This is a genomic window from Pseudomonas sp. GW821-FHT09E04 (genome assembly GCF_059416185.1).
The window spans coordinates 120,019-135,730 of sequence record NZ_JBWKOR010000009.1; the positions used below are offsets into that span (position 1 = coordinate 120,019).

Here is a 15,712-nt window from a genome sequence, read left to right on the forward strand (position 1 = left end):
CTACAACCCGAGACCTTCCTGAACCACCAGCAGCAGGTTGTTTTCCGTCAGGGCAATCGCATCCAGCTGTTGCCCGGTCTCGATCGTCTGCAACCACCAATGACTCTCGCCGTGTTCGTCGACGGTCCGCAGCAGGGAAGTGTCCCGGCCCGGCAGGACGATCTGCACGCGACCGGCACCGTCCTCGGTGAAACGCGCGATGGGATCAAAGGTCAGGCTGTGATGGTTGGCCTCGATGATCAATTGGTCGATGGCGTAGTCGTGCGTCTCGCCTTCCGGCGAACTTTCGCAAACATGGGTAGGATTTCGCCGAATCTTCAGTCCCACCTCGGTGACCGGTTGCAACCAGCCCTCGATGCGGTGATACAGGTCGTAGACCACCGCCGGCCAGCAATCGATTTCCAGTTCGGCGCAGGTGATGTCGTCCGCGTGGGTGTGCCGGGTTTGCTTGAGCTTCGCGGCGAGTTCGTCTGCTTTACTCATTTCGGGATCCCTGTTTTTGGTGTCTGCTTATTAATCGTAGACCTTTCAACGTAGTACAGCTTTGCCTTGCGTCATGCGCTTGCAATACTGGCATGACTCAATCAGCCCCTGACCACTTGACGGTCAGATCACAAAAACCATGGACGCCAGCGTCCCAAGGAACGGGAAGATGAAAAAGCTTTTTACAATTATGGCGCTGATGGCGCTGACGGTCGGTAGCATCGGTCTGAGTTCGGCGCGTCAGTCGCATGCCAACAAGGCACCCACGGAATCAGTGGCGGGGGTGTTCGATTACTACCTGCTGACGCTGTCCTGGTCGCCGACGTTCTGCCTGACTCACAAGGATGATCCTCAGTGCACCGGCAAGGGCTACGGTTTTGTCCTGCATGGCTTGTGGCCGCAATACGCCAAGGGCGGCTGGCCGGAATCCTGCCCGCCGCTGACCAACCTGTCGGCCGCCGAAACCGCCAAGGGCCTGACGCTGTTCCCGACCAAAAAACTGCTCGATCACGAGTGGAGCAAGCACGGCACCTGCAGCGGTCTCGGGGCAATGGGCTATTTCGACGAAGCGGATAAAGCCGTGGCGGCGGTGACAATCCCGCAAGAGCTGCAACCGTTCAGCAATTCTTATTACTTCGAAGCGCAGGAAATCGCCGACCTGTTCCGCAAGAGTAATCCGGGTATCCCGGCAGACGGTATTGCCGTGATCTGCAGCGGCCCGGAACTCTCGGAAGTGCGGGTGTGCATGGGCAAGGACCTGCAATTTGGCGCCTGCGGCAAGGGTGTGAAAACCCAGTGCCGGGCAGGGGATATCCGGGTTCCACCGTCGCGCTGACCTGAGCGGTAACCGACCACAAAAACAGGCGCCTTTTCAGGCGCCTGTTTTTTTGTGTTTACACGACTGGACTTATGTTGCACGGCAATACGCCGATACCGTTTGGCGGCACGGAAGCACCACTGACTCCATAGAAGGCAAGAAACTGAACAATGTTTGAATATATCTGGCGCAGCATCAATTCCCCAGGCTACTTCCCCAACGTACTGGATTGGATGATCCATATTCTCCTCAACCCGCTCATGGTGATGATGTGCCTGATGGCCGGAGCGCTGACCGGCAAATGGTGGAGAGCCATCCCCTACGGCAGCCTCACGTGTTATGTGGTGTTTCTGAGCCGGTCGTCATTTTATCGGTGGGGAAGCATTTTTCCCTCAGCCGGTCTGCCTGCGCTGTTCATTGATGGCGCACTGTTGGCCCTTCTCGGCTTTTATTTGAACGGCGTACTCAGAACTCGCTCGGAAGCTAAACCCGAAGGCCATTGGTTGCGCTGGCTTTATAAAAACCTGAAGGTCGTCATGCAGATACTTGTGGTGATGTTCTGGGTGCTCGTGGTGCTGTTTGTCGTGGCCTTCACCGTCTCGGTTGCTACCCAACCGTCACTGGTGAACTGACTCACCTCCTGCTAGCCAGCGGCTGTACGAAAAATCGCCGAGTGTCGATCAGGCAGTTTTCGTACATAGCCCAGGCCGGTCGCCGGCGAGCCTCTGCATTAACACAGGCAGGCCTTTCCTGTTTCAACGACGTTTACATTCTTCAAGCTCTTGCTGGCTGGCTAACTGAGTAGAGATACCAAGTCGATACCAGCAGTAGTCCATGACTTGCGTTCTCTCTTCATCATTGAGTTCGGACAGTTTTTTATCGTCTGACTCGTACGCGAAGATGTTCACGAATCTCAACTTGAGCGTCGGGTGCTTTTTGATGAAAAAAACTTTCTCTGGATACGCATCTTCCAATTTTTTGTAGTAACCCACAAAAAAGAGTGCTGAGGTCAATGCTGCTAGTGCGAGGACGATCAGTAATCTCATGAGGCCGGTGGCCGTAGCCGTGCAATGCCACTGGAACAGGTATCACCCTGGCGTGCAGCCGCCAGGCCATCGAAAAATACGTCCGGAGAGCCAGTCGCTATCGCATTGGTCCCGTGTCCGGGGAGTGGGCATTTGCTGGGATCGGTAAGACGGGCGGCAGGCTTTGCCATCATTTGACTCCTGTCATCACGTTTGTGGGGGAGAACTGTATCAAAGAAAAATAAATTACATCGCAGGTCATCCATTTCCGCTGCGCGCCGATATCAACGGGGTCGGGATTGTCTCGGTGGCACTTGGTTGCCCCGCACTATCCGGTGGGCTACGCTCACAAAAAACAAGGGTTTCGGGCCTTTGCCCCTGTCGTACCTGCCCAGGACACGCTTTTGCCTATCCCCATTCACGATCCGCATCAGGCCCCCGGCGGCACACTCAAGCGTTTGCCGCTGCGCAAGGCGGCGGTGCTGTTCATCGTTGCGGTGTGTCTGTGTCTGTCCGGTCTGCTGTATTTGCAGATCGAGCAGTCGCGCCGGCAGGATCTGGCGAATGCGCAGATGTCCTCGGCCAACCTGACCCGGGCGATGGCGCAGCAGGCCGAAGACACCTTTCTGGCCGCTGATCTGGTGATGACCAGCCTGGTCGACTGGATTCAGGAAGACGGCTATGGCGCGGCGCAGAAGCCGCGTTTGCAGAGAACCTTCGCGCGCCGGGTGCAGCAACTGGAGCAGTTGCACGGCATGTTCCTGTTCGATCGCGAAGGGCAGTGGGTGATCACCTCATTCCCTGATCTGCCGCGAGGCAACGGCGTGGCGGATCGCGAGTACTTCAAGTTTCACCAGCAGAACGTGTCGGCCGTGGCGCACATCGGCCCGGCAATCCGCAGCCGCGAAATTGGCGAGTGGATCATCCCGATCTCCAAGCGGGTCAACGATCGCGCCGGAAATTTCCAGGGCGTGTTGCTGGCCGGCATCAAGATGTCGTACTTCGACCGGTTCTTCAAAAGCTTCAGCCTGGATGACAACGGCACCATGTTCCTCGGACTGACCGACGGCACTTTGCTTGCGCGCCGGCCGTTCGACGATGCGTTGATCGGTACCTCGCTGGCCAAGGGCGAGATCTATCAGACGCTGCTTCCCAACGCCTCAGCCGGCACGGCGATGATCGATTCTGTGGTCGATGGGGTCACACGACTTTACGGTTATCGGCAGCTCGAAAGTTATCCGCTGGTGGTGTCTGCCTCTTCCTCGCGGGACACGATTCTCAAGGGCTGGCATGACCGCGCCTTCCAGTCCAGCGTCATCGTGGCGCTGGTGATGCTTGGGGTTGGGCTGTTTGGCTGGGTGTTCATCCATCAGGTGCGTGACGGCGAGCGGATCGAGAAAAACTTGCTCAAGGCCCAGCGGGCGCTGGAGCTGATTGCCACCCACGACAGCCTGACCGGGCTGGCCAACCGGCGCCTGTTCGAGCAATCGCTGGAGATTGAATTCGCTCGGGGCGCCCGGCAGTCGAGTCCGGTCAGCCTGATCATGCTCGATATCGATTTCTTCAAGCGCTACAACGATGCCTACGGCCATGTGGCCGGCGATCATTGCCTGACCCAGGTCGCTCTGGTGGTGAAGAACTGCTGCCAGCGCAAATCCGATCTGGCGGTGCGCTACGGCGGCGAAGAGTTTGCGGTGCTGTTGCCGGACACCGACATCAACGGCGCGCTGGCGATTGCCGGGCAGATCCGCCGCAGCGTCATGGACAAACACATCACCCACAGCGGCTCGCCCACCGGTTATCTCACCGTGAGTCTGGGCTGCTATTCGTTCATTCCGCTCGGCAACGACAGCCCGGAATTGTTCATCCAGCGTGCCGATGCGGCGCTGTATCAAGCCAAGAACGCTGGTCGCAATCGCGCTGCGGTGTTGTCGATGGACGGCGGCATTGGTGAGTTGATGCGTTCGGACCGCTGATCGCCAACATAAAAAAGAGCAGGCCACGGCCTGCTCTTTTTCGTTGGGGCGGCGGATGAAGTGCCGCGACTCAGAAGTCCACAGTCGCCGAGACTTTCAGCGTGCGCGGCGTGCCCTGGGTCAGGTAGCCGCCGTTGGCCGAGGCCCAGTAGGCTTCGTTGGCGACGTTTTCCAGATTGGCTCGCAGGGTGATCTGTTTTTCGTCCAGTTTGAAGGCGTAGCGCGAGCCGAGGTCGAAGCGGGTCCACGCCGGAATGCTCTGGGTGTTGGCCGCGTTCAGGTACTGTCCGCCGGTGCGCAACATTCGGGCGCTGAGGGCGGCGCCTTCGAGGCCCGGAATGTCCCAGTCGGCACCGAGGTTGAATTGAAAGCGCGGCACCCCGACGGCGCGGTTGCCGTCATTCACGCCGTTGGCGCTGCCTTCGAGCTCCGTCTTCATCAATGTCGCGCCGCTGAGCAGGCGCAGGCCGTCGAGCGGTTCGCCATAGACGTTGAGTTCCACGCCTTTGTTGGTCTGCTGGCCGTCGACCCGGAAGATCCCGTCCTGGGTGTAACTCGACGGCTGTTCGATGCGGTAGACGCCGAGGCTGGCGCCGTAGCTGCCCATGTCCAGGCGCACGCCGGCCTCGACCTGTTTGCTGCGCACCGGGGCGAAGGTTTCGTCGCGGTTGATCGCGGTGGTCGGCGGCGTCGGGCCCTTGGCCAGGCCTTCGATGCGGTTGGCGTAGAACGACACGTGTTCCCAGGGTTTGATCACCAGGCCGTAGACCGGGGTGGTGATCGATTCGTCATAACTTGACGTGCGTGCCCCGGTGACGGTGCTCCAGCCGTCGACTTTCAGTGTCTGACGGCGCACGCCGAGGGTCAGCAGGATGCGGTCATCGACGAAGCCGAGAGTGTCGGAAATCGCCTCGCTGCGCAGGGTGTTCTTGCCGGTGATGCGCGGGTCGTTGATGTCGCTGGCAAACGAGGTGGCGGGCGGGCGCGGCTTGTCGGTGACGTTGTACAGGTTGGTGCTGTAGCGTGCGGCGCTGCCGATGGTTTCGTAGGCCGAGCGCTGCTCGCCCCAGATGCCGGCCCAACCGAGGTTCAACTGATGGGTAACGGGACCGGTGTCGAAGCGACCGTTGAGCCCGGCCATGGCGCTTTGGTTGTCTTCGTCGTGGGGCGAATAGAGCATGCCGCCACGGGCGTTGCCGTTGAGGTCGGTGACGGTCAGCGACGAGTACACCCCGTTTTCCCGGGTGTGTTTGGCACCACCGGACACATAGGCGGTCCAGTTGTCGTTGAGGTCATATTCGGCGCGGGCCATGCCGAAGGTGTCTTCGAGTTGCGAATAGCTCCAGCGCTGGGCGTAGCTGGCGTTGGCGTCCGGCACCTTGGGAGCTTTTGTCAGGCTCGAATCGACATAGATCACCGAGCGCCCCTGATTGATCACCTGCTTCTGATAACCGAAGTCGGTCGAGACCCGCAGGCGTTCACCGCGATAGTCCAGGCCGACGCTGAACAGCGACGAGCGCTGGTCTTCGTCATCGACGGCGGTGTCACCTTCGCGCTGCATCAGGTTGACCCGCGCACCGAAGCGGTTGTCTTCGCCAAAACGCTGGCCCAGATCCAGATGCCCGCCGACCCGACCGTCAGCGCTGTAGTCGAGGGTGACGCTGCGCGTTGGCGTGTCCATGGCGCGTTTGGGTTGCAGGTTGATCCCGCCCCCAATGCCGCTGCCGCTCGGAGTCACGCCGTTGACGAACGCGTTCGGGCCCTTGAACAGTTCCACCCGATCCAGCGCTTCGACGGCGATGATCTGCCTTGGCAGCACGCCATAGAGGCCGTTATAGGAAATGTCATCGGAGGCCAGCGGCAGACCGCGGATCATGAACATCTGCGAGAAGTTGCCGAAGCCGTTGGACTGGCGCACCGAGGCATCGTTGAGCAGCACATCGCCGACGGTTTGCGCCTGTTGATCGGCCATGGTCTTGACGGTGTAACTGGTGACGCTGAACGGCAGGTCGTTGACTTCCTGGTTGCCGAGCATGCCGACCTGCGCGCGGCGGGCGACCTGTTCGCCGCCGTAGGTGTCGCCGCTGTCGTCGCGCAAGGCACTGACATTGGTGGCGCCCAATTCCAGTGCGCCGTCCGCCGCGACTTTCGGGGCTACCGTGTAACCGTTGTGGCCGGTGCTGATCAGCTCGAAACCGCTGCCTTCCAGCAAGCGGGCAAAACCGCTCTGGGCGGTGTAACTGCCTTGCAGGCCGGGGCTCTGGCGATTGCCCAGTTGCGCCGGATCGAACGACAACGGCACGCCGACGCTGACCGCAAATTGCGCCAGCACATGGCTGAGCAGGCCGGGGCCGATGTTGACACTTTGGCTGGCGCTTTCGCGGGTGCTGTCGGCGGCGTGGCCGAGGGTCGGCAGCAGCGCGCCGAAGGCCAGGGCAAGGCTCAGGTTCAGGGCCTTGAGCGGGAAAGTGGCGGGGCGGGACGTGGGCAATGCGGTCATTCGGCGATCCTGTCGAGCGCGTGGAATTAAAAGGTCTATCCACTCACCGAACGAGACGCGAAAAGGTATCAGTGAACATCGAAAATAATTTCACCGGGTTCAGACACGGGGTTCGACCGACAGCCAATAGCGGGTCAGGCTGTCGATGTTCAGCGGCAGGGTGTCGCTGAGTAGACGCAGGCTGGCGTCGGTGTCGCGCAGGGAAAACGCCCCGGACACGCGCATCGCTGCGACGTCCGGATGACAGCGCAAGACGCCCCGACGATAGCGGCTCAGTTCGCCGAGCAATTCGTCCAGGCGCATGTTGCTGGCCAGCAGCATGCCTTTGTCCCAGGCCAGGCTCGCGGTGTCGAAGGTTTCGGCGCTGTCGAAGCCGTTCAGTTTGAAGCGCTGGCGCTCGCCGGCCTTGAGCATTGCGTTTTGCTTGAGCAGTTCCGGGGTGATTTGTACTTGCCCCTCCAGCACCGACACCAGGCTGCGCGACCCCTCGGTGCGCACGCAGAACCGCGTGCCGAACGCACGGGCCACGCCTTGTGGGGTTTCGACCATGAACGGGCGGGCGGCGGCATCGCTGGCGGTGTTGATCAGTACTTCGCCGTTGAGCAGCAGGACCCGGCGCTCGACCGGGCTGAAAGCGATGTTCACGGCGCTGTCGGTGTTGAGCAGCAACTGAGTGCCGTCCGGCAGTTGCAGCGTTTTTTGCTCGCCGACGGCGGTGCGCTGATCGGCGGTCCATTGCTGCCAGGGCACATGTTGCGAGGCGATGCCCAGTGGTCCCGCCATCAACAGCAGGCCGAGGCGGGTGAGCGTCTGACGACGGCTGAGGCCTTCTTTGCGCGAAGCCCGTTGCAAGGTCTGGATCGCCACATTGGCCGGCACACTGCGTAAATCCCCCAGCAACGCTTCGGCCCGCAGCCAGGCCTGGGCGTGCTCGGTGCTGCGGTTGCGCCACTGGGCGATGGCCTGATGATCGGACGGCGAGGCGCTGCCCGAATGCAACTGCACCAGCCAGTCGGCGGCTTCACCGAGAATCTGCGGATTGATCATCGACGAACTCATCAGGCGACACTCAGGCAGGCAATGAACGCGGCGCGCATGTGGCGTTTCACGGTGATCAGCGAAACACTCAGGCGCGTGGCGATCTGCGCGTAGGTCAGGCCTTCGATCTGCGACAGCAGGAACGTGTCGCGGGTCTGCGCCGGCAACTCGCGCAGCAACGCTTCGATGCGCCACAGGGTTTCGAGAATCAGATAACGGGTCTCCGGCGACGGCACCTCGTCGGCGGGGAGGCTGGCGATGGTTTCCAGGTAGGCGCGCTCTATGTCCTGACGGCGCCAGCGGTCGATCACCAGACCTTTGGCGATGTGCGTCAACAGCGCCCGGGGTTCGCTGCCCAGCGGTTTGATCACCTGGCGGGTGAGCAGGCGCAGGAACGTATCGTGCGCCAGGTCGGCCGCATCGCAGCGATTGCCCAGCTTGCGCTGCAACCAGCCCTGCAGCCACCCGTGGTGTTCGCTGTAGAGCGTCTGGACTTGCTGATTCAAGGGCTGATCGAGGGACGACATGAAGGGCAGATACTCGTTTCGGGCGTCCGTTGCCTGGTTGCAATGTAGAGGTGCAATCGAGAGTGCGAAAAGTGTGCAATTAAGAATTGATCGCATTCTAGTGGCACGGAACGAGCGCTGGCAATTGCCCCCCGACACTTTCTTTTCTGACGCCAACCAAGTGGCCTACTCGTCTTCCGGGAGATTGGCTATTTGCCTGACCCACCCCCGGGACTAACGTAGCCACACATTCACTCGCCCCGGAGAACCACCATGAAACCTCGTGCCGATTTCTACACCGCTTCCCCAGACGCCCTGAAAGCGATGATCGCCCTGGAAACCGCCGTCTCGAAACTGCCGCTGGAAAAGACCCTGATCGAACTGGTCAAGCTGCGCGCCTCGCAAATCAACGGCTGTGCGTTCTGCATCGACATGCACACCACTGACGCGATCAAGGGCGGCGAAACCCCACGTCGATTGTTTGCCGTGACGGCCTGGCGCGAAGCCCCGTTCTTCACCGACCGTGAACGCGCCGCGCTGTTGTGGACCGAATCCCTGACCCAGCTGAGCCTGACCCACGCCCCGGACGAAGATTACGAAGCGGTCGCTGCCCAGTTTTCGCCGAAAGAAATGGTCGACCTGACCGTGGCGATCAGCACCATCAACAGCTGGAACCGTCTGGCCGTGGGCTTTCGCAAAACCCCACAAGCCTGATCGGTCAATGTGCATCGGCACTCGGCGCGGCCGGTGGTTGTACCTTGCGCATCAAGGGCACCATCGCCGTGGCGATCACGAAGCACACCATGATCATCAGGAACGTGTCGCCATAGGTTTGGGTCTGCGCCTCGCGGTAGGTCAGCAGCCATAGCTGATGCAGGCCGGCGGTGATGCCGACGTCACCGCTCTGACCCAGTGCGGCGAAGTTGCCGCCGACCTGGGCCAGCCACTGATTCAACGCTTCGTTGCTGCTGTTCAGATGCTCCGCCAACCGCGTGAAGTGCAGGTTGGTGCGGTCGTTGAGAATGGTCGCGCACGCCGCAATCCCGATCGCACCGCCCAGGTTGCGCATCAGGTTGAACAGGCCCGAGGCGTGTTTCAAACGCGCCGGGGCCAGCCCGCCAAGCGTCAGCGTCACGGCCGGCGGCACCGCCAGTTGCTGGGCAATCCCGCGCAGGGCTTGCGGCAGCATCAATTGCCCGGCACCCCAATCGTGGGTGATCGGGCTGAATTCCCACATCGACAACGCAAACAACGCCAGGCCCGCCATCATGATCCAGCGCAGATCGATGCGATTGGCCAGAAAGGCGTACAGCGGAATCGCCATGATCTGGAACACCCCGGTGGAAAAAACCGCCAGACCAATGTCCAGCGCACCGTAGCCACGCACCCGGCCGAGAAACAGCGGCGTCAGGTAAATCGTCGCGAACAGGCCGATCCCGGTGACGAAGGAAAAGAAGCAGCCGAGGGCGAAGTTGCGATCCTTGAGCGCGCGCAGGTCGACGATCGGATTGGCCACGTGCAGCGTGCGGCCAACGAACGCCACGCCGGCCAGGGCGCTGATCCACGCGGTGGTCAGGATGGTCTGGTCGCTGAACCAGTTCCAGCGCGGGCCTTCTTCGAGGGTGTATTCCAGGCAGCCGAGAAACAGTGCGAGAAACACCATGCTCAGATAGTCCGCGCCCTTGAGCAGCGACAGTTCCGGCTGATCGATCTTGACCAGCATCGGCACCGCCACGGCGACGAAAATCCCCGGCACGAGGTTGATGTAGAACAGCCAGTGCCAGGACGAGATGTCGGTGATCCAGCCACCAATCACCGGGCCCAATGTCGGCGCCAGCGAGGCCACTGCACCGATGGTCGCAGCGGCGATCACCCGTTGTTTGCCGGTGAAGAAAAAGAACGCCGTGGTGAACACCAACGGAATCATCGAGCCGCCGAGAAACCCTTGCAGCGCCCGAAAGGCGATCATGCTCTGGATGTTCCAGGCCGCGCCGCACAACAGGCTGGCGAGGGTAAAACCGACGGCCGAGGCGCAGAACAGCCAGCGGGTCGAGAACACCCGCGACAGCCAACCCGACAGCGGGATCACGATGATCTCGGCGATCAGGTAACTGGTCTGCACCCACGCCGTTTCATCGGTGCCGGCGGACAACCCGCCGCCGATATCCCGCAGCGAGGCCGAGACGATCTGAATGTCCAGCAACGCGATGAACATGCCGATGCACATCGTGGCGAAGGCGAACACTTTGGTTGCCGTCGCCATCTCGGCGGCATTGAACGGCTGCGCAGGGACGGCGAGGGCGCGGCTCATGGCGCGCTGGCCACGGCGGTGGTTTCAGGCTGGCCACGGGTGTCGACTTCAGCCGTCACCGACAGGCCCGGACGCAGGTGACCGAGCACGCCGTCGGCGGGGTCGAGCAGGATCCGTACCGGCACACGCTGGACGATCTTGGTGAAGTTGCCCGTGGCGTTTTCCGGCGGCAGCACGCTGAACTGCGAACCGGTGGCGGGGGCGAGGCTGTCGAGGCGGCCGTGGAATTCCTGACCGGACAACACGTCGGCGCGGATGCTCACGCGCTGGCCGGGTTTCATCCGCGCCAGTTGGTCTTCCTTGAAGTTGGCATCGACCCACAGACCGCTGGCCGGCACCACCGACAATTGTTGCGAACCGGCCTGAGCGTAGGCGCCGACCCGTGCGCGGCGGTTGCCGATCACGCCGTCGACCGGGGCGCGCAGTTCGGTGTAGCCGAGGTTGAGTTGCGCCAGATCACGCTCGGCCCGGGCTTGCTGGAGGGCGGCGCGGGCCTGTTGTTTCTGGGTTTCGATCACGGTGAGTTGGCGTTGCGCAGCCAGCAGTTCGGCCTGGGCCTTGGCGCTCAAGGCTTGCGCGGTCTTGAAGGTGGCGTCGGCCCGTTGCGCACTTTCCACCGAGACTGCATTGGTGGTCACCAGGCGTTTGTAGCGTGCGTTGTCGTCCCGGGAACGGGCGGTTTCGGCACCGGCAGCATCGATGCCGGCGCGGGCCTGACCGATCACCGCTTGTTGCAGTTGTTCGGTGGCGTCGAGGTTGGCCAGCAGCGCTTCTTCAGCGGCGACGGCGCCTTCGGCCTTGGCCAGATTGGCGCGATAGTCGCGGGCGTCGAGGCGGATCAGCACGTCGCCGGCCTTCACCGGCTGGTTGTCGCTGACCAACACTTCCTCGATGTAACCGGCGACTTTCGGCCCGATCACCGTGACGTCACCGCCAATGTAGGCATCGTCGGTCTCTTCGAGAAATCGACCGGCACCCCACCAATGCGCGGCGTACAACCCGGCGAACACCAGCGCGGCCAGACCCGCAGTGGGCAACAGCAGGCGTTTGAGCAGGGGAGGTTTGGAAGCGCTGACCGGAACGGCGAGATCGGGTTCAACGGTGGGCATGCTGGTCATGGCGTAATACCTGCGGCTGATACCGGCAAAAACGGGTTGTTATTACGGCTGTAATATGACGCAGGTAATATTTTGTGGCAAATGATTTTTGCTGCCGGTCGTCGTTTGCTTATCGCAGCCAGGTGCCGGGCGTCGTGCCGGTCATGGTCTTGAAGAACGCAATGAATGCGCTGTCGCTGGCGAAACCCAGTTCAAACGCGCAATAGCCGAGGTTACGGCCGGTAGCGAGCAATTCCATGGCGCGCATCAATCGCCATTGCTGGCGCCATTGTTGATAGCTCATGCCGGTTTCCTTCTGGAAGATCCGGCCGATGGTGCGGCTGCTGGCGCCGATCTGTTGCTCCAGCACTTGCAGCTCCGGTGGCAGTTGTTCGGGGCGTGCAAGCAGAGGCGCCAGGCGTTTGTCTTGCGGCAATGGCAAAAGCATCGGCTGCTGCGCCGCGTCACGGATTTCACTCAGGCACAGCCCCAGCAGATGGACGAATTTGCCCTGCTGCCAATCGGTGGCGAAATCGGCAATCGCCATCGGTTCCAGCACGGCGCGCAGCAGCGGGCTGACCTCGATCACGCAGACCTGTTGCGGCAGCTCGCGACACAACTCGGGCGTCAGGTAGATGGAGCGATAGTCGACGCTTTGCTGCATCACCGCCCGATGCGTGACGCCACCGGGAATCCACGCCGCCCGCGACGGCGGCAGCAGACACAGCTGCTGCGCCAGCGTGATGCGCGTGCAGCCCTGTCGGGTGTAGAGCAGTTGCCCGCGCTGATGCCGATGCAGGCCGGAGTCGTGATCGCCGAGGGTAGAGGCGATGCCGATTACCGGCGCCGGGAAGCGATCCGGGTCAAAACGGTCGTGGGCTTCGAGCCAGGCCATGGGTTGTCCGATTTCAACGATAAATTGTCAGGATTTGGATAATACGTCAGTCGCGACTTTTTAAACTCCTCGGCGTTTTTGTTGAGGAGTCATCGTGATGAACCCTGGAAAGTTGTTGATGTTGGCGATTGCGCTGCTGATGTTTCCGCAGATCGCCCAGACCCTGTTCAGCCCGGCGCTGGGGGATATCGGCCGTGCATTTGATGTTGGCCCGCAAGCGGCGGCGCAAACCCTGTCGGTGTACTTCCTGGCTTTCGCGTTTGGTGTAGTGACGTGGGGCCGGGTGTGCGACCGGATTGGCCGGCGGCCCTCGATGCTCGCCGGTCTGGCGATTTATGCGGTTGCCTGCGTACTCGGCTTGAGCGTGCGCAGTTTCAACGGTCTGTTGATGGCCCAGGCGCTGGCGGCATTTGGCGCCGCCGTCGGCTCGGTGGTGACCCAGACGCTGTTGCGTGACCGCTATCGCGGGAGCGAACTGGCCCAGGTGTTTTCTCTGGTGGGCATGGCGCTGGCGGCCAGCCCGGCCATCGGTCTGTTCAGCGGCGCGAGCCTGGTTCAGGGCTTTGGTTATCGCGGCGTGCTCGGTGCGCTGCTATTGCTGGCATCGGCCTTGTGGATTTGGAGTTGGCACGCCTTGCCGGAAACCCGTCCACCACAACTGACCTCCGTTGGCCTGTTCGCAACCATGGGCGACATGTTGCGCGATCCCGGTATCTGGCGTTCGACACTGTGGATCGCATCGTTCAACGTCGCGTTGTTCAGCTATTACAGCCTCGGGCCTTTTCAGTTCGAACGTCTCGGCTTGAGCGGCGAGTGGTTCGGCTACAGCGGCGTGATGCTCGCATTGGCCTCAGGGTTTGGAGCATGGCTCAACAAACGCTTGCTGCACATCGGTTGCAGGCCGCTGCAGTTGATTCGCCTTGCGGCCCTCACTGGTTTACTCGGTGGCATCGGCGTGTGGCTGTTGCAGACGCATGTCTGGTTCGTGCTGCCGATGCTGCTGGTGGTACTGGCGTTCGGCATGGCGATCCCGAACATTCTGGGCGCAGCACTGAGCAATTACACCGATCGTTTGGGCACCGCCGGTGCATTGCTGGGGCTGTTTTATTACCTGCTGATCGGTGCGGGATTGATGTTGGCAGCGTGGTCTCAGGCCCTCGGGGAAACCCTGATGATCTGCAACTTGCTCGCGTTATCGCTGGCGATTCGCGCGAAAAAGGCATTTGTTTAAGAAATGTAAGCAATGTAGGAAGCGTCTTGCAATTGTGTGGGAAGGCTCTGACTATCACTGCAATTGATGGGATGGCATTAAGCCATTTGATTGCAAGGATGTTGAGTGCCGTATTCGATTCGCGCTGTTACCCGTTGTAGTTTCCTGCCTCGCCCGCTGTTGTCGGCCTTGTTGTTGAGTGTGTGTGCGCCCAGCGTTCTCGCCGCCGAAGCTCCAGCCCCGGGCCAGGAAGTGCTGCGCCAGCAACAACTGCAACAGCGTGATCTGCAACAACTGCAACTCGAACAGCGCAAGCGGCAACTGGAGCGCGGTGCGTTCGGCCCGGCGCCTGCCACCCCGGCCATTGCTGAAACGATCAAACCCGACGAACGCTGCTGGCCCCTGAGCGGCACGCGCATCGGCGGCGTCACGCTGATCGATAAGGACAAGCTCAACGCCCGGATCAAACCGCTGCTGGCACCGTGCATGGGTGTCGGCCAGATCAACCATTTGCTGGCGACCATCACCGCGCTCTACGTGGAGAAGGGCTACATCGCCAGCCGTCCGTACCTGAGCAGTGCGCCGGCGGCGGGGCAGTCGCTGGATATCCTGATCGACGAAGGCTACATCGAATCCATCGAACTGGCCGACCAGAGCCTGCCGGTGTCCCTCGGCGGTGCATTCCCGGGCATGCTCGGCAAGCCGCTGAACCTGCGGGATCTGGAGCAGGGGCTGGATCAGTTGAATCGTCTGCGCTCGCTCGATCTGACCGCCGACATTGCTCCCGGCAGCCAGCCCGGCGCGTCAAAAATCATCTTGCGTTCGCGGACCTCGGGGCAGTCGCGCTGGGCACTCGGGGCCGGTTTCGACAACCTCGGCAGCGCCAGCACCGGCCGTGATCGCGACACGCTCAGCCTGACGCTCGACAGTCCGCTCGAACTCAACGACCTGTTGAGCCTCAGTGCCAGCGACACGCTCAATCAGGGCGACCGCTACAGCCGCAACGCCAGCCTCTATTACGCGATCCCCTACGGTTATTGGACGTTCAGCACCTTTGCCAGCCACGCCGAATATCGCGCGCCGTTCAAACTCAGCGCGGCGACCCTGCACAGCACCGGCATCACCGATCAGCTCAGCCTGCGCGCCGACCGCGTGTTGTGGCGCGACCAGAGCCATCAGCTCAGCGCCAACCTGCAACTGGCGCACAAGGACGTCGACAGCTACCTGGAAAACGTTCGCCTCGGCATCCAGAGCCCGACCCTGACCGTGGCCGAGGCCGGGCTCAATCTGTTCTGGCTCGATCGCGCGGTGTGGAACCTGGATTTCAACTACGCCCAGGGCCTGCGCTGGCTGGGTGCCGACGACGATGCCGATCATCAGGTCAAGAACCTGCCCAAAGCACAGTTTCGCAAGTACCGCGCCGGCCTCAGCCAGTGGCGCAACGGCCAGCTCGGCGCGCAAGCCTGGCAATGGCAGAGCCAACTGAACGTGCAGTACAGCCCGGATCCGTTGCCGGCGATCGAACAACTGCTCGGCACCGACGATTCCGCCGTGCGCGGTTATCGGGTCAGCAGCGCGTCCGGCGCCAGCGGTGCGATTTGGCGCAATACCTTGCGCCTGCCGCTGCGCAGTGATTTTCCCGTGCAGCTCACCCCGCGAATCGGACTCGACCACGGCTGGATCAAGGCCGACCACGGCGCCTCGGTTCAACGCCTGAGCGGCGCCAGCATCGGCCTCAACCTGGGCTGGAAAAACCTGCAAGTGGATGTCGATTACCAACGCAGCCTCAACACCCCGACCGGTCTGCACAGCGAGCCTGAAACCTGGCTGATGCGGGTCGGATTACAGATATGA

The 15,712-nt window shown here is 61.6% G+C and carries 14 protein-coding genes and 1 pseudogene; 6 read left to right on the forward strand and 9 right to left on the reverse strand.

Annotated elements, in window-relative coordinates:
- A complete protein-coding gene (locus AC07N4_RS27500; protein WP_096822030.1) occupies window positions 1-483 on the reverse strand; it encodes a hypothetical protein in 483 nt (160 codons plus the stop codon).
- Window positions 484-652: 169 nt separating this feature from the next.
- Between AC07N4_RS27500 and AC07N4_RS27505 the strand changes: the two genes are divergently transcribed.
- Entirely contained in the window at window positions 653-1,318 is a 666-nt protein-coding gene (locus tag AC07N4_RS27505; RefSeq protein ID WP_493066531.1) for a ribonuclease T2, read from the forward strand.
- A gap of 152 nt (window positions 1,319-1,470) precedes the next feature.
- Window positions 1,471-1,932 (forward strand): hypothetical protein, encoded by a 462-nt coding sequence (locus tag AC07N4_RS27510; protein WP_493066532.1) that lies wholly within the window; start codon window positions 1,471-1,473, stop codon window positions 1,930-1,932.
- Window positions 1,933-2,055: 123 nt separating this feature from the next.
- Here the strand turns inward: AC07N4_RS27510 and AC07N4_RS27515 are convergent, their stop codons facing one another.
- Together AC07N4_RS27515 and AC07N4_RS27520 are read right to left on the reverse strand one after the other, a co-directional pair.
- Window positions 2,056-2,346: a hypothetical protein gene (locus tag AC07N4_RS27515; protein WP_102622341.1), complete on the reverse strand. Its 291-nt coding sequence runs from the start codon at window positions 2,344-2,346 to the stop codon at window positions 2,056-2,058.
- 20 nt (window positions 2,347-2,366) lie between these two features.
- Window positions 2,367-2,516: pseudogene (locus tag AC07N4_RS27520) on the reverse strand (PAAR domain-containing protein); the annotation flags it as partial.
- 213 nt (window positions 2,517-2,729) lie between these two features.
- Here AC07N4_RS27520 and AC07N4_RS27525 point away from each other — a divergent pair.
- Window positions 2,730-4,301, forward strand: a complete 1,572-nt coding sequence (locus AC07N4_RS27525) for a sensor domain-containing diguanylate cyclase (protein ID WP_493066533.1) — start codon at window positions 2,730-2,732, stop codon at window positions 4,299-4,301.
- Window positions 4,302-4,371: 70 nt separating this feature from the next.
- On the opposite strand, the gene AC07N4_RS27530 is transcribed toward AC07N4_RS27525, so the two are convergent.
- The 3 genes from AC07N4_RS27530 to AC07N4_RS27540 form a co-directional block, all read right to left on the reverse strand.
- Entirely contained in the window at window positions 4,372-6,801 is a 2,430-nt protein-coding gene (locus AC07N4_RS27530) for a TonB-dependent siderophore receptor (RefSeq protein WP_493066534.1), read from the reverse strand.
- Between the two features lie 99 nt (window positions 6,802-6,900).
- Window positions 6,901-7,860 carry a FecR domain-containing protein gene (locus AC07N4_RS27535; RefSeq protein ID WP_493066535.1) on the reverse strand — a complete coding sequence of 320 codons (960 nt, stop codon included), beginning with the start codon at window positions 7,858-7,860 and terminating at the stop codon, window positions 6,901-6,903.
- Window positions 7,860-8,366 carry a sigma-70 family RNA polymerase sigma factor gene (locus tag AC07N4_RS27540; protein WP_192558533.1) on the reverse strand — a complete coding sequence of 169 codons (507 nt, stop codon included), beginning with the start codon at window positions 8,364-8,366 and terminating at the stop codon, window positions 7,860-7,862. The genes AC07N4_RS27535 and AC07N4_RS27540 overlap by 1 nt, the downstream gene beginning before the upstream one ends.
- 252 nt (window positions 8,367-8,618) lie before the next feature.
- Between AC07N4_RS27540 and AC07N4_RS27545 the strand changes: the two genes are divergently transcribed.
- Window positions 8,619-9,059 (forward strand): carboxymuconolactone decarboxylase family protein, encoded by a 441-nt coding sequence (locus tag AC07N4_RS27545; protein WP_096822023.1) that lies wholly within the window; start codon window positions 8,619-8,621, stop codon window positions 9,057-9,059.
- A 4-nt stretch (window positions 9,060-9,063) separates the two neighbouring features.
- Here the strand turns inward: AC07N4_RS27545 and AC07N4_RS27550 are convergent, their stop codons facing one another.
- The 3 genes from AC07N4_RS27550 to AC07N4_RS27560 all read right to left on the reverse strand — a co-directional run bounded on the left by AC07N4_RS27550 (window position 9,064) and on the right by AC07N4_RS27560 (window position 12,648).
- A complete protein-coding gene (locus AC07N4_RS27550; RefSeq protein WP_096822022.1) occupies window positions 9,064-10,656 on the reverse strand; it encodes a DHA2 family efflux MFS transporter permease subunit in 1,593 nt (530 codons plus the stop codon).
- Window positions 10,653-11,774 carry an HlyD family secretion protein gene (locus AC07N4_RS27555; protein ID WP_493066536.1) on the reverse strand — a complete coding sequence of 374 codons (1,122 nt, stop codon included), beginning with the start codon at window positions 11,772-11,774 and terminating at the stop codon, window positions 10,653-10,655. The genes AC07N4_RS27550 and AC07N4_RS27555 overlap by 4 nt, the downstream gene beginning before the upstream one ends.
- Before the next feature lie 109 nt (window positions 11,775-11,883).
- A complete protein-coding gene (locus AC07N4_RS27560) occupies window positions 11,884-12,648 on the reverse strand; it encodes an AraC family transcriptional regulator (RefSeq protein ID WP_273539132.1) in 765 nt (254 codons plus the stop codon).
- A gap of 97 nt (window positions 12,649-12,745) precedes the next feature.
- Between AC07N4_RS27560 and AC07N4_RS27565 the strand changes: the two genes are divergently transcribed.
- Both AC07N4_RS27565 and AC07N4_RS27570 read left to right on the forward strand, forming a co-directional pair.
- On the forward strand, window positions 12,746-13,879 hold the full coding sequence (locus AC07N4_RS27565) for an MFS transporter (RefSeq protein WP_493066537.1): 1,134 nt from the start codon (window positions 12,746-12,748) through the stop codon (window positions 13,877-13,879).
- 105 nt (window positions 13,880-13,984) lie between these two features.
- Complete coding sequence (locus AC07N4_RS27570; RefSeq protein WP_493066538.1) at window positions 13,985-15,712, forward strand: ShlB/FhaC/HecB family hemolysin secretion/activation protein; 1,728 nt, start codon at window positions 13,985-13,987, stop codon at window positions 15,710-15,712.